At 65.4% G+C, this 13,522-nt stretch carries 11 protein-coding genes; 9 read left to right on the top strand and 2 right to left on the bottom strand.

The annotated features are described in order from the left end of the window. Positions 1 to 54: 54 nt before the first annotated feature. From CF161_RS21215 to CF161_RS21190, 6 genes are all read left to right on the top strand, one after another. Positions 55 to 1,788 (top strand): amidase, encoded by a 1,734-nt coding sequence (locus CF161_RS21215; RefSeq protein WP_043230025.1) that lies wholly within the window; start codon positions 55 to 57, stop codon positions 1,786 to 1,788. A gap of 201 nt (positions 1,789 to 1,989) precedes the next feature. Then, positions 1,990 to 2,502, top strand: a complete 513-nt coding sequence (locus CF161_RS21210) for a sigma-70 family RNA polymerase sigma factor (RefSeq protein WP_052027222.1) — start codon at positions 1,990 to 1,992, stop codon at positions 2,500 to 2,502. Continuing rightward, entirely contained in the window at positions 2,499 to 3,473 is a 975-nt protein-coding gene (locus CF161_RS21205; RefSeq protein ID WP_020298658.1) for a FecR domain-containing protein, read from the top strand. Before CF161_RS21210 ends, CF161_RS21205 begins: the two co-directional genes overlap by 4 nt. A 180-nt stretch (positions 3,474 to 3,653) precedes the next feature. Then, entirely contained in the window at positions 3,654 to 6,038 is a 2,385-nt protein-coding gene (locus tag CF161_RS21200; RefSeq protein ID WP_020298657.1) for a TonB-dependent siderophore receptor, read from the top strand. 215 nt (positions 6,039 to 6,253) lie between these two features. Beyond that, positions 6,254 to 6,694, top strand: a complete 441-nt coding sequence (locus CF161_RS21195; protein WP_020298656.1) for a TspO/MBR family protein — start codon at positions 6,254 to 6,256, stop codon at positions 6,692 to 6,694. 62 nt (positions 6,695 to 6,756) lie between these two features. Next, the gene (locus CF161_RS21190; protein ID WP_020298655.1) at positions 6,757 to 7,683 is read left to right on the top strand and encodes an alpha/beta hydrolase fold domain-containing protein; all 927 of its coding nucleotides are present in this window, start codon (positions 6,757 to 6,759) and stop codon (positions 7,681 to 7,683) included. A 34-nt stretch (positions 7,684 to 7,717) separates the two neighbouring features. Here CF161_RS21190 and CF161_RS21185 read toward each other — a convergent pair whose 3' ends face one another. Then, positions 7,718 to 8,218, bottom strand: a complete 501-nt coding sequence (locus CF161_RS21185) for a GNAT family N-acetyltransferase (RefSeq protein ID WP_043230014.1) — start codon at positions 8,216 to 8,218, stop codon at positions 7,718 to 7,720. Positions 8,219 to 8,359: 141 nt separating this feature from the next. Between CF161_RS21185 and CF161_RS21180 the strand changes: the two genes are divergently transcribed. Next, a complete protein-coding gene (locus tag CF161_RS21180) occupies positions 8,360 to 8,911 on the top strand; it encodes a hypothetical protein (RefSeq protein ID WP_218187571.1) in 552 nt (183 codons plus the stop codon). A gap of 57 nt (positions 8,912 to 8,968) precedes the next feature. On the opposite strand, the gene CF161_RS21175 is transcribed toward CF161_RS21180, so the two are convergent. Beyond that, entirely contained in the window at positions 8,969 to 10,027 is a 1,059-nt protein-coding gene (locus tag CF161_RS21175; RefSeq protein ID WP_020298652.1) for an SDR family oxidoreductase, read from the bottom strand. Between the two features lie 137 nt (positions 10,028 to 10,164). On the opposite strand from CF161_RS21175, the gene CF161_RS21170 reads away from it, so the two are divergent. Together CF161_RS21170 and CF161_RS21165 are read left to right on the top strand one after the other, a co-directional pair. Further along, entirely contained in the window at positions 10,165 to 11,115 is a 951-nt protein-coding gene (locus CF161_RS21170; protein ID WP_020298651.1) for a LysR family transcriptional regulator, read from the top strand. A gap of 183 nt (positions 11,116 to 11,298) precedes the next feature. Then, entirely contained in the window at positions 11,299 to 13,425 is a 2,127-nt protein-coding gene (locus CF161_RS21165) for a TonB-dependent receptor domain-containing protein (RefSeq protein ID WP_020298650.1), read from the top strand. Positions 13,426 to 13,522: the final 97 nt, after the last annotated feature.

Raw genomic sequence — 13,522 nt, 5'->3', positions numbered from 1 at the left:
CCACGCCACGCCGTGCCACAAGAATCGAGAGGAGAATCCATTTTGAAACGTGATGTGCCTGAGCCCAAGACCCCGTTCGACGTCACCGAGGTCTCCATCGCCCAACTGCGCGCCGCCCTCGAATCCGGCCAGGTCACGTCCGTGGCGCTGGTCCAGGCGTACCTGGCGCGGATCGACGCCTATGACGGCCCCGCCACGCCGACCGCCCTCAATGCCGTGGTGGTGCGCAACCCCGACGCCTTGAAGGAAGCCGAGGCCAGCGACGCCCGTCGCGCCCGGGGCCAGGCCCTGGGGCCGCTGGATGGCATTCCCTACACCGCCAAGGACAGCTACCTGGTCAAGGGCCTGACCGCCGCCTCCGGCAGCCCGGCCTTTGCCGAACTGGTGGCCTACCGCGACGCCTTCACCATCGAACGCCTGCGCGGCGCCGGGGCCATCTGCCTGGGCAAGACCAATATGCCGCCCATGGCCAACGGCGGCATGCAGCGTGGGGTCTATGGCCGGGCCGAGAGCCCGTACAACGCCGACTACCTCACGGCGCCCTTCGCCTCCGGCTCGTCGAACGGCGCCGGTACGGCCACGGCGGCCAGCTTCGCCGCCTTCGGCCTGGCCGAGGAAACCTGGTCCAGCGGGCGCGGCCCGGCCTCGAACAACGGCCTGTGTGCCTATACCCCGTCGCGCGGGGTGATCTCGGTGCGCGGCAACTGGCCGCTGACCCCGACCATGGACGTGGTGGTGCCCTTCGCCCGGACCATGGCCGACCTGCTGGAAGTGCTGGACGTGGTGGTGGCCGAAGACCCGGACACCCGCGGCGACCTGTGGCGCCTGCAGCCCTGGGTGCCGATCCCCAGCGTGGCTTCGGTGCGCCCGGCGTCCTACCCGCAACTGGCGGCCGACGCCACGGCCCTCAAGGGCAAGCGCCTGGGCGTGCCGCGCATGTACATCAACGCCGACCCCGAGGCCGGCACCAGCGAAGCGCCGGGCATCGGTGGCCCGACCGGCCAGCGCATCCACACCCGGCCCGCGGTGATCGAGCTCTGGCAACAGGCGCGCCAGGCCCTGGAAGCGGCCGGCGCCGAAGTGCTGGAAGTGGACTTCCCGCTGGTTTCCAACTGCGAGGGCGACCGCCCGGGTGCGCCGACCGTGTACAACCGCGGCCTGGTGTCCAAGGAGTTCCTGCACCACGAATTGTGGGACCTGACGGCCTGGGCGTTCGATGACTTCCTGCAAGCCAACGGCGACCCCAAGCTCCAGCGCCTGGTGGACGTCGACGGGCCGAAGATCTTCCCCCACGACCCCGGCACCCTGCCCAACCGCGAAGGCGACCTTGCCGCCGGCATGGACGAATACGTGAAAATGGCCGAGCGCGGCATTACCCCCTGGGACCAGATCGACAGCGTGCCCGACGGCCTGCGCGGCCTGGAGCAGACCCGGCGCATCGACCTCGAAGAGTGGATGGATCGCCTGGGCCTGGATGCAGTGCTGTTCCCAACCGTGGCCGACGTAGCCCCGGCCAATGCCGATGTCGACCCGGCGGCGGCGGACATCGCCTGGAGCAACGGGGTCTGGGTGGCCAACGGCAACCTCGCCATCCGCCACCTGGGCGTGCCCACGGTCACCGTGCCCATGGGCCTGATGGCCGACATCGGCATGCCCGTGGGCCTGACCTTCGCCGGCCGCGCCTACGACGACTCGGCCCTGCTGCGGCTGGGCTCGGCCTTTGAATCCACCGCCAACAAGCGGGTAATCCCGCCCCGTACCCCGGCCCTGACGGGCAGCAAAGGCTGACCAGCCAGGGAGTGGCGCAAAGCAGGCGCCACTCCCGACCACCCCGGCGCGCAAGCCGCCGTCACCGCGCCAGCACCGCCCCGAGCCAAGCCTGCGCCTGCCGCCTGGGAACAGACGCCCACGACACAATCTTCCCAAGCCCGCGCAAAACGAGTGATAATGCGACCAATTATCATTTACTTTGCATCCTTTGGACTGGGCATGCCTGCCGACAATCACCCCCCTTGCGTTGAATCCCTGTACCGGGCTCATAACTCCTGGCTGCGGCGCTGGTTGTACAGCCGCTTGAGCAATGCGGCGGACGCCGCCGACCTGGCCCAGGATACGTTCGTGCGTGTGCTCCAGCGCCGCTTGGCAGCGCCCCTGGATCAGCCCCGGGCCTACCTGCAGACCGTGGCCAGGGGATTGGTGATCGACCTCTGGCGCCATCGGGATATCGAGCGCGCCTGGCTCGAGACCCTGGCCCAATTGCCCGAAGAGTACGCACTGTCACCGGAAACCAGCGCCCTGGCCATGGAGTGCCTGGTGGCCATCGACCGGCTGCTGGATCAATTGCGACCCGAGGTCCGCCAGGCGTTTCTGCTGGCGCAGCTGGAGGGTTTGAAATGCCCAGCCATCGCCCAGCGCATGAGTGTCTCGGTGGCCACGGTCGAGCGCTATATCGCCAAGGCCTTGCGCCATTGCTACGCCGCGACCTTCGAGAGCACCCCATGACCGCCCCAGCGCTACCCGAGCTGCCCGGGCCGGTAATCGATGAAGCCATCGACTGGTCGATCAAGCTCGCCTACAACCAGCCCGATGCCGCCACCCGGCAGGCCTTTGAGCGATGGCTGGCAACCGGCCCCGAGCACGCCCTGGCCTGGGCCCGGATGCAAAGCCTGAATGGCCAGTTCGCCGGCCTGCCCAAGGCAGCGGTGCTGCACACGTTGAACAAGCTGCCGGAAGCACGTTTGCAGCGCCGGCAACTGCTCAAGTTGTTGACCCTGCTGCTGGGGGTCGGCGCCAGCGGCTGGGCCACCCGCGAGCTGGCGCCCTGGCAACGGCTGATGGCCGACCACAGCACGATGATTGGCGAACATCGCCAATGGACCCTGGCCGATGGCACGCGGCTCGACCTCAACACCGACAGCGCGGTCCAGCTGCGCTTCGACCCTCAGCAGCGGTTGATCATTCTGCTGCGTGGCGAAATCGCCCTCGCCAGCGGCCAGGACCTGGCGGCCGCTGCCAGGCGACCGTTACGGGTGCAAACGCCGCACTGTGTGCTGCAAGCCCTGGGCACGCGGTTCGAGGTGCGGCGCAAGGATGATTCGACGCTGCTGTCCGTCGCCGAAGGCGCGGTCAGTATCCAGCAGCCGGCCCGTGGCGAACCGATCACCGTCCAGGCCGGGGAACGCTGGCAGGTCGACCCGTTCGGCGCGCTGCGCCTGCCCCCCGCGCCTGCGCAATACAGCGCCTGGCGCGACGGCATGTTGATCGCCAGAGACATGCCCCTGGCTAGCCTGCTGGAGGAACTTGGCCGCTACCGCGTGGGCTACCTGGGCTGTGATCCGCAGATTGCTCAACTGCCGGTGAGCGGCAACTTCAGCACCAGCACCCCCGAGGCGACCTTGAAATTCATCGCCCAATCGCACCACCTGCACATCCAGCAATTGACCCGTTACTGGGTGCGCCTGCTGCCCAGTTGAGCGCTGGCCCTGCTGCCGCCACCGGGCCTTGAAAAAAAACCGCGTGGCCCTGAGGGGATTTGGCTTTTGACACGGCATACCTCCTTGAATGCTTATCAACTGCCATCGAGACCCTCTCCTGTGATCCCACAACACCCAGCCGTTCCCCTGCGCCCTGCCTCCAAGTCCCTGGCATCGGCCGTGCACCAAGCGCTTCTGTGCCTGAGCCTGGGCCTTGCCGTCATCCACCCGGGCCAGGCGGCCGAGCAGCCCGCCGCGGTGCGCCAGATCGACGTGCAAGGCGGCACGCTCGATCAGGCCCTGAGCCAACTGAGCCGGGCCACCGGCTTAAATATCGCCTTTGACCAGCAACTGCTGGCGGGCAAGCGCAGCCCCGGGCTGCAGGGTCGTTTCACCCCCGACGCGGCGCTACAGCAGTTGCTCGCCGGCAGCGACCTGCGTGCCGAACCCCAGCCCGCTGGCGGCTACGTGCTGCTGCCGGTGGTGCAAGGCGCGGCCCTGCAACTGGGGGCCACGAACATCTCTGCCAACGGCCTGGGCAGCAGCACCCAGGGCACCCGCTCCTACACCACCGGCTCGACCAATACCGCCACCCGCCTGCCCATGAGCCTGCGCGAAACCCCGCAATCGGTGACGGTGATCACCCGCCAGCGGATGGACGACCAGAACATCCAGTCCCTTGATGAAGTGGCGCGGACCACCACCGGCATTACCTACACCAAGATCGGTACCGACCGCTCCACCTATTACGCCCGCGGGTTCGAGGTCAACGACCTGCAGTTCGACGGCATCCCGAGCAACATTTCGGAAAACTACTCGATGGACGTCATGTCCACCTCCAACATGGCGCTCTATGACCGGGTCGAGGTGGTGCGCGGCGCCAACGGCCTGATGCAGGGCACCGGCAACCCGTCGGCAGCGATCAACCTGGTGCGCAAGCGCCCGACCGCAGACTTTCGCCTGGGCGCGGAGCTGGGCGCCGGTTCCTGGGACAATTACCGCAGCCAGGTCGACGTTTCCGGCCCCCTGAACGACAGCGGCAACGTGCGCGGGCGGGCGGTGGCCTACTACAACACCAGCGGCAGTTACCGCGATGGCGCCAGCAAGGACAACCAGTTGCTGTACCTGATCGGCGAGGCGGACCTGGACGAGTCGACGGTGTTGGCGGTGGGCGCCACGATTCAGCAAGACAACAGCAACGGCTACGACTGGGGCGGCCTCAACACCCGCGTCGACGGCTCGTTCTATCCGCTGTCGCGCTCCACCTCCCTGGCGGGCGACTGGGCCTACCTGGATCGCAACAACTACAACCTGTTCAGCGACCTGACCCACCAGTTCGACAACGACTGGAAGCTGACCCTGGCCCTCAACTCCATCTGGTCCGACGCCGGTTTCCTGTCCTCGTACCCGGCGCGCACCTCGGGCGACAACTACCGCCTGGTGGTGTCCCAGGCCGACTATCGCGACCGGCAACTGGGCCTCGACCTGTATGCCACCGGGCCCTTCAAGCTGCTGGGCCGTGACCATCAATTGATGTTCGGCGCCAACAGCCGCAAAGACGACTTCGATGTCGGCATCCATACCGCCACCAACACCCCGAGCATCAACATCAATACCTTCGACTACAGCGCCATTCCCACCCCGGCGATCAATAAAAACGCTCAGTCCGACTACCACTACGTCCGCAAGGAAAGAGGCCTGTATGGCGCGACGCGGCTCAGCCTGAGCGACGACCTGAGCCTGATCCTCGGCACGCGCCTGAGCTGGTCCGATTACCAGGTGAGCAGCCCCAGTTCCAACGACCAGTACAAGGAAAACGGCCGCGCGATTCCCTACGCCGGACTGGTCTACGACCTCAGCGACAACCACACGCTGTACGCCAGCTACACCGAGATCTATCGGACCCAGAGCTACTACGGCGTGGGCAACAAGCTGCTGCAACCGGTGGAGGGTGACAACTACGAAATCGGCATCAAGAGCGAATACTTCGGTGGCCGCTTGAACACCGCTCTGGCGCTGTTCCAGACCGAACTCTCGAACATGCCCGAAGCCACCTCCGGGCCACGGGTGTGCGGTGTCACCGGCAGCAGCGCCTGCTACCAGGAAGGCGGCGAAGTGCGTAACCGCGGCTTCGAAATAGAGGTCTCGGGGCAGCCCCTGGAAGGCTGGAACCTGAGCGCCGGCTACACCTACAGCGACCCGCAATACGTGGCCGGACTGAACAAGGGCAGCGACTACTACACGCGCATTCCGCGCCGCCTGCTCAAAGTCTCCACCGACTACCAACTGCCCGGCATCCTCGACCAGTGGCGCGCCGGTGGCGACCTCTACATGCAAAGTCGCACCTCCACCACCGCCAGCAGCTACGACATCGAACAGAGCGGCTACGCCCTGCTCAACCTGCACGCCCACTACCAGATCAACCGCCAGTTCAGCCTGCAGTACAACCTCAACAACGCCCTGGACAAGACCTACTACCAGTCGCTGCCGACCTCGAACAACTTTGGCGGATTGTTCTATGGCGACCCGCGCAATGTTGCGCTGACCTTGCGTTATCAGTACTGAGCCGCCGCATCAGCCAGGTCCTCGCAGTGGCTAATCCGCAATTACGCTCAACCTCCGGTGGCTCGAATGCACCCGGCGCCAGGTCGGCTGCGTCGAGCGAGCGGAAAATTGTCAGCGTTCAATTCAAACTTTTTGCCGCGCCGGGCGTCCTTTGTTTAACGCTGCCGACACATCGTGTGCGCCCCCAGACAGCTGACTTCAGCTAAGGACGGATGATGACTTTCTTTATTTTTCTACTGGCCTGTGCTGCCGCGGCAAGCACCGGCCTTCTGTTCAAGCCGGGCCCCTGGTACGACGCCCTGGTCAAGCCCGGCTTCACCCCACCTAATTGGTTGTTCCCGGTGGCCTGGACGCTGATCTACCTGCTGCTTGCCTGGGCCGGCTACCGCTTGAGCCTGATCCCCGGCAGCCAGGCGGTGCTGGCGTTATGGGCCGCGCAGATTGCGCTGAATACGTTGTGGACGCCGGTGTTCTTCGGCGCCCACCGGATACTGGCCGGCATGCTGATCATCACCCTGTTGTGGCTGGTGGTGGCGGCCATGGTGGTCCTGGCCTTGCAGCTGGACCTGATCACCGGGCTGATCCTGTTTCCGTACCTGGCGTGGTTGTGTGTGGCGGCGGCGTTGAATTTTTCCATTCTGCGCCATAACCGTTGATGAGCCCTCGCCAACCCGCGGCAAACCGGCTGTGGCCCGCCAGCGAGGAGCAGTTGCGGCAAATGCGCGACTTCAACAAGAAGCTCGCCTGGTTGCCACGCTTTCGAATCCGCAATCGGCTCACGCCCCGGGTGATCCAGGCCCTGCTGCGTGCCGGCCAGATCGGCGGCGCGGGCAAGTTACGGCAGCACGGGCTCAAGGCTGAAACACGGGTCATCGCTGTCGACGGTCTTGCGGTGCCGGTGCGCATCATCAGGCCCGCCGGAAAAGCACGGGGCGTGGTCCTGGATTTCCATGGCGGCGGCTGGGTGATCGGCAATGCGCAGATGAACGACCCCCTCAACCTGGCCATGGTCAATGAGTGCCAGGTCGCGGTGGTTTCAGTGGATTACCGGCTCGCCGTATCGACCCCGGTTGAAGGCCTGATGCAGGACTGCCTGAGTGCCGCGCGCTGGCTGCTGAGCGACGAATGCGAGGAGTTTGCCGGCCTGCCGGTGATTGTCGTGGGTGAATCGGCCGGAGGCCATCTGGCTGCGGCCACCCTGCTGGCCCTGAAGCAGTGGCCCGACCTGCTGCAACGGGTGCGCGGCGCGCTGCTGTACTACGGCGTCTACGACCTCGGCGGAACCCCCAGCGTGCACGCCGCACCCGCGCAAACCCTGGTGCTGGACGGCCCCGGCATGGTGCAGGCGCTGCGCATGCTGACGCCGGGGTTGAGCGACGAGCAGCGTCGGCAGCCGCCGTTGTCACCGCTGTATGGCGACTTTACCGACTTGCCGCCGGCCCTGCTGTTGGCCGCCGAGCTGGATCCGCTGCTAGACGACACCCTGCAAATCGCCGAGCGCTGGGCGCAGTCGGCAGCGGTCGAGGTGCACGTGGTGCCCGCTGCGGCCCATGGCTTCATTCATTTTCCGACCGCCCTGGGCGCTGCTGTCCTGGCGTACAGCCGAACGTGGATAACGGCGCGAATCGAGGGGGCCAACTGCTGAAAAACCATCGACTCAACCTCGTCAGCAGGCCTATCTAGATCGCCAGCACAAAACGGCTCTCGCCCCCCGCCGGCGCGCCGGCAGCGGGTTGTTCAAGCAGGAACCCGCAGCGCGCCAGGACTTTCTTCGAACCAAGATTGGCCTCGTAGACATACGCCACCAGTTGCGAAAGCTGCCAGCGCCTGCGCGCCTCCTGGATCAGGTGCCGCACGGCCAGGGTGGCCAGCCCCTGCCCGCATGCGTCTTGCGCGATGCGATAGCCGATCTGCGCAGTACGCTGCACCGGGTCGATGCTTTTCAAGTTGGCGCGACCGACTATTTTCCCGCCGGTCTCTTCGACCACGAACGGGTGCCAGCGGCCATCGGCAAAGTCGGACAAGTAACCTTGAATATGTTCGGTGACGCCCTGCAAGGAGTAAAAAGCCGGGGCGCGGGCATCGATATGGGACTCGAACCACTGGCGGTTGTCGGTTTCGAATGCCAGCAAGGCTTGGGCGTCAGTAATTCTCAGTTCGCGAACTCTATATGTGTTCATTCATCACCTCGGCTGCCCTGCTCGATAAAGATCAGGGGCGAGCGGCCAGCACAGCTGAATAAAAGGCGGGCTGGTTTTTGCGGCCCGGTCACAGCGAGCGCAAGCTTACAGCACCTGCGCTCCGACTCCATGACCGGCCCAATGGACGACACCCTGCCCGGCTTGCGCTGCAACAGCCGGTGCTCAGGTAAGATGCGCACCGGATCGAATGCGCTGATGGACCTCAGCCGCCACCCCCGCCAAGGAAACATGGGTATGGACAATGCGTTGCAAATAGAACCCGGCGAAGAGACGGTCGCAGGACATTGCGGAACCTGTGGGCACGAAACCAGGATGTTTCGCGGTTTTGTATTCAATGCTGACGGCGCTTATGCCGTGTACCTGGGCACCTATACGGCCGCCCATCCCGAGCGGGGCCTGTCGATGGCCGTCAGCCTTCGGGGCTGGGGCGCGGGCTCGGACACAACGGCCAAGGAATGCGTGGCGCTGGAGTGGAGAATCACCCACCGCGAACCTGGTTGCCGGGTCCTCGATGCAGACGACACCTCATGGGCCGGCAAGCCGATTCTGGGCCGGATGCTGTCTCGGCACGAGGCGATGAGTTCCGGTCGGGGAGCCGAAGCCTTCGCCGTCACCGATGCGCTGTGGAAGGCGGATCCTCGGTTGGCCAAGGCCTTGAACGGTGACGCCTAGCCCCGCTCGCCGTTGGCGACACCCAGGCCAACGGCAATGCCCAGGCCGGGCCGCCGACTAGGGCAGCACGCGCTGGCGCTTGAGGCTGTCCAGCGCATTGAGCAGCGACGCGGTTGAGTCGACCCTTTCAGTGAAGCCGTAGCGGTAGATTTTGTTGGTATCGGAAATGATGTCGTTCTCGGTGTGGAAGATAAAATCCCCGAAGGCCCAGCCCACCAGTTTCTCCAGGTCGCCTTGAATCAGGTTGTAGCGCTTGGCGATCTCCCGCCATAACCCGGCCTTGTCCGGCATGTGCCGGGTCAGTGTCAGCGGCACCGGCGAAGCGGTGTTCATTGCCAGGTGCCGGGCGATCTCCGGCCACATGCGCTCCCAGCGGAAAATATCGCCGTTGGCCACGTTGAACGCCTCGCCGCCCGCCGACTCGCTGAGGGCTGCCCAGACGCTGGCCCGTGCCAGTAACCCGGCATCGGTGAATTGCAGCAGTTGGCCATAGGCCTTGTCGGTTCCGGGGAATCGCAGCGGGATATCAAGGGCACGGGACAATTCGGCAAAGACGCCGATGAGCAGCGCAATATTCATCGGGTTGCCGTGGATATCACCGACCACCAGATCAGGCCGCAGCGCCACATAATCCCAGCGACTGCGTTCGGCGCGCGCTCTGAGCTGGGCTTCCTGGGCCCTGTACAGGTTCGGCGGCATATGCCCGGCGTCACTCTCCAGGGCCGGCGTGGGCACCTTGGCGCCCAGGTGCGAACCGTAGATCTTGAAGCCCTGATAGATGACCACCCGCTCAAGGGCGGAATCAACCTGCTCCAGCCCGTCCAGCACATTGCCCAGCATCCGCGCATTGCGCTGGGCCTCCAGCGCCAGGTCCGGGTCCGGGCTGAAAGCGGCGTAAAACACATGGGTCGTGTCTCGGGCTGCCTGCAACGCAAGGGCCACCGCCTGCGCGTCGACCAGGTCCGCCTGCAAGGTCTCGGTGCCGGCTACGGGGCGCCGATCCAGCGCCCTGACCCGCCAGCCTTCACGCTTGAGCTCCTGGGCCACGGCATGCCCGATGATGCCGTTGGCGCCGACCACCAGCGCGGTTTTGCGGTTTGCCGGAGTGAGGCTCATAGTGCCTCCCCATTACCAAATTCGATCATTTGCTTGCTCCTTCCATGCGAGATGCACGGCTTGAGACACAGGATGCCCCTCGCGTTATCTGTGATATAGACTGCCGTCACGACTGACTTCCATGACATAAATTCACAATGGCACGCTGGGATATCAACCGTTTGGCAGAGATGGAAATGTTCGTCCGAGTGCTAGAGCTCGGCAATTTTTCCTTGGCCGCGCGGGACTTCCGCATGACCCCCTCGGCGGTCAGCAAATTGATTTCACGCCTGGAAACCCGCCTCCAGGCACGCCTGTTGAACCGCACCACGCGCCGCCTGACGCCGACGCCGGAAGGCCACTCGTTCTACGAGCAATGCGTGAGGATTCTTGCCGAGGTGGAGGACGCAGAACGCAGTACCTCCGGCCAGGGCGAACCCCGGGGTCGACTCAGGGTCAGCGCCAGTGTGCCCTTTGCCCAACAGGTCTTGTTCGCGTTGGTTCCAGGGTTTCTCTCGCGCTACCCGGGCATCGAACTCGACATCGTACTGACCGACCAGGTGGTGAATCTGCTGGAAGAGCGAACCGACGTCGCGATACGCCACGGTGCACTGGAAAGCTCGCGCCTGGTGGCCAGAAAGCTCGGTGAATCACGGATGATCGTCGTCGCCGCGCCCGCCTACCTGGAGCGCCATGGCCTGCCGCGCGTACCCGACGACCTGAGCCGGCATAACCGCCTGGACTTCGGCTACACCCGTACCCTCAAAGGCTGGCCTTTTGTGGTGGACGGCGCGCAATGGATCGTCTCGCCCGTGGGCAATCTGACGGCCAGCGACGGTGAGGCCCTGCGCCAACTGACACTGGCCGGCATGGGCCTGGCGCGCCTCGATGAGTTCCAGGTGGTCGACGACATTGCTGCGGGAAGGCTGGTGCCGGTCCTGCAAGGTTTCAACCCGGGCGACGTCGATCCCCTGCACGCCGTGTTTCTCGGACAGGGCCCGCAGATGCCGCTACGGGTGCGGGTTTTTCTCGACTACCTGGTGGCGAATGTTCGACTCCAGCGCCTCGAAGCCGGACAGCCAACGCCCGATATACCGCGTTCTGCCTGACGCACTGGCCTGGGCCGCTCGTTGAACCGAGCCCCTACGCCTGTCGCTTCGCGTGGTTGCCCATAAGGCCCGTGGCGCCGGGTGCCGCTAACCCGGCAAAAAACCCAAATTGCCATGTGTTTCCTTCGTCCTTTCCTACGTCGCACCTTTCATTGTCCGTTTACCCCTGCCTGGAGTTTCTCGATGCCCTCGCCCAAATCCCTGCCCACTGCGCTGTTGGGCCTGGCCCTTGCCTGCCCGGCCCTGGCCGAGGCCCAGGGCATGGAGCTGGGCCAGGTGCTGATCCAGGCCCAGGAACAGGGCAACGAGGAACAGACGCTGGAAGACGCCGAGACTCGGCTGGCCCAGGTGCCGGGGGCGACCAATGTGGTCGATATGCGGCGCCCGCTGCAGGGCCGGGTGGCCAGCAACCAGGACGTGCTGGCGTATCAGCCGGGGGTGTACGCGCAGTCGGCGGGCAATGAAGGGGTGAAGATTTCGATCCGCGGCTCGGGCATCAACCGCGCCCCGGGCGCCCATGCGTCGGGGCTGTACACGATGCTCGACGGCCTGCCCCTGACCGGCCCCGGCGGCACGCCCTATGAGTTGCTGGAGCCGCTGTGGCTCGATCACGTGGAAGTGCTGCGCGGCGCCAACGGCTTCGACCGGGGCGCCCTGGCCCTGGGCGGGGCCATCGATTACGTCAGCCACACCGGCTATGACGCGCCGCTGTTGCAGGTGCGCTACGGCATGGGCAGCCACGGTTATCGCCAGCGCCAGGTCAGTTCGGGTCAGGTGCTGGGCGACTTCGATTACTACCTGTCCCTGACCGACGCGCGCTCCGACGGCTACCAGGACCACACTTCCAGCAGCAGCCAGGGGGTGGTGGCCAACTTCGGCTATCGCTTCAACCCGAACCTGGAGACGCGCTTCTACCTGCGCCACCGCGAGACCGAAAACGAACTGGCCGGGCGCGTGACCAAACGCTCCATCGACCATGATCCACGGGCGGCCAACCCCACCTACGTCGCCCGCGACTACAACCGCGACCAGCCGGGCAGCACCTTTATCGGCAACAAGACCACCTACTACATCGATGACGATTCGAGCCTGCAGACCGGGCTGGTCTACCACGACTACCCCATGGACCTGCGCGAAGGCCCCAACCGTCTGCGGGTGGCCTATACCGACGTCAGCGGCACCTTCGACTACAAGCGCCGCGACACCCTGTGGGGCCTGGAAAGCCACAGCACCCTGGGCCTGCGCGTGACCAAGCACCTGCCCAACGCCGGCGCCAGCGAGTTTGTGCGCATCCCCACCGGCAACACCGCCGGCTATGCGCCGGGCACGCGGATCCGCAATTTCACCTACCAGGGCTCGGACAGCGTGCTGCACCTGGGCAACGACCTGGAGATCGCCGACGACCTGTGGCTGACCACCGGCCTGGCGGCCATCTACACCCGCCGAGAAAGCGCGGTGACCTACCCCGACGGCGGCGGCAAGACCAGCCTGCACGATTGGGACTACGCGCCGCGCCTGGGCCTGCGCTACCAGTTGAACAAGGACGTGCAAGTGTTCGGCAACCTCAGCCGTTCGGTGGAAGGGCCGCACCCCTGGTCGCTGATCTACAGCTCCAACCGGGTGTTCGGGCCCGGCAGCGGGGTTGCCACCGGGGCCCAGCGCGAGCCGATCGAGTTGCGCAATCAGACCGCCACCACCCTGGAACTTGGCGGGCGTGGCGACAGCGCCCTGGGCCAATGGAGCCTGGCCTGGTACTACGCCCAGGTGCGTCATGAACTGCTGTCGGTGCTGCCCGATGCCAACGCCACCACGCCCTATGAACTCAACGCCAGCCCCACGGTGCACCAGGGGCTGGAAGCCAGTCTGCAGAGCACCTTGTGGTCGCGGGACGGCGTCGGCCGCTTGAGCCTGCGCCAGGCCTACACCTTCAGCGACTTCCACTACCGCGACGATCAGCGCTTTGGCGACAACCGCCTGCCGGGCCTGCCGATGCACTACTACCAGGGCGAGCTGCGCTACGACTGGCCCCTGGGTTTCTTCGCGGCGCTCAATACGCAACTGGTGTCCAAGGCTGCGGTGGATTACGCCAACAGCTACTACGCCGACCCTTACGCACTGTTCGGCGCCACCCTGGGCTACAACGCGCCCAAGGACGACTGGCAGGCCTGGGTCGACATGCGCAACCTGACCAACCAGCACTACGCCGCCACCGTGACGCCGGGCTACGACGACAAAGGCCTGGACGCGGCGCGCTCGACGCCGGGCGAGGGGTTGGGGGTGTATTTCGGCGTGTCGTGGAGCCTGCGCTGAGGGCCGCCCCGCCCTCGCCTCTCAACGCCGACAAATAACCTGCGAGCTTGCGCCCATTGCAGGGCCGAGCCGCCACACACTAGAATAGGATTCATTC

Origin of the sequence: Pseudomonas sp. CF161 (assembly GCF_000416215.1) — a bacterium.
In the GTDB taxonomy this organism is placed as follows: domain Bacteria; phylum Pseudomonadota; class Gammaproteobacteria; order Pseudomonadales; family Pseudomonadaceae; genus Aquipseudomonas.
Note: the sequence above shows the minus strand (reverse complement) of the source record. Positions and strands in the feature narration are given on the sequence as shown.

What these genes read in the sequence shown, in the direction of transcription:
- CF161_RS21205 (WP_020298658.1), top strand. Translation starts at nt 2,499, where the DNA reads ATGACCGCCCCAGCGCTACCCGAGCTGCCCGGGCCGGTAATCGATGAA.
- CF161_RS21175 (WP_020298652.1), bottom strand. Translation starts at nt 10,027, where the DNA reads ATGAGCCTCACTCCGGCAAACCGCAAAACCGCGCTGGTGGTCGGCGCC.
- CF161_RS21165 (WP_020298650.1), top strand. Translation starts at nt 11,299, where the DNA reads ATGCCCTCGCCCAAATCCCTGCCCACTGCGCTGTTGGGCCTGGCCCTT.
- CF161_RS21185 (WP_043230014.1), bottom strand. Translation starts at nt 8,218, where the DNA reads ATGAACACATATAGAGTTCGCGAACTGAGAATTACTGACGCCCAAGCC.
- CF161_RS21190 (WP_020298655.1), top strand. Translation starts at nt 6,757, where the DNA reads ATGCGCGACTTCAACAAGAAGCTCGCCTGGTTGCCACGCTTTCGAATC.
- CF161_RS21180 (WP_218187571.1), top strand. Translation starts at nt 8,360, where the DNA reads ATGGACGACACCCTGCCCGGCTTGCGCTGCAACAGCCGGTGCTCAGGT.
- CF161_RS21210 (WP_052027222.1), top strand. Translation starts at nt 1,990, where the DNA reads ATGCCTGCCGACAATCACCCCCCTTGCGTTGAATCCCTGTACCGGGCT.
- CF161_RS21195 (WP_020298656.1), top strand. Translation starts at nt 6,254, where the DNA reads ATGACTTTCTTTATTTTTCTACTGGCCTGTGCTGCCGCGGCAAGCACC.
- CF161_RS21170 (WP_020298651.1), top strand. Translation starts at nt 10,165, where the DNA reads ATGGCACGCTGGGATATCAACCGTTTGGCAGAGATGGAAATGTTCGTC.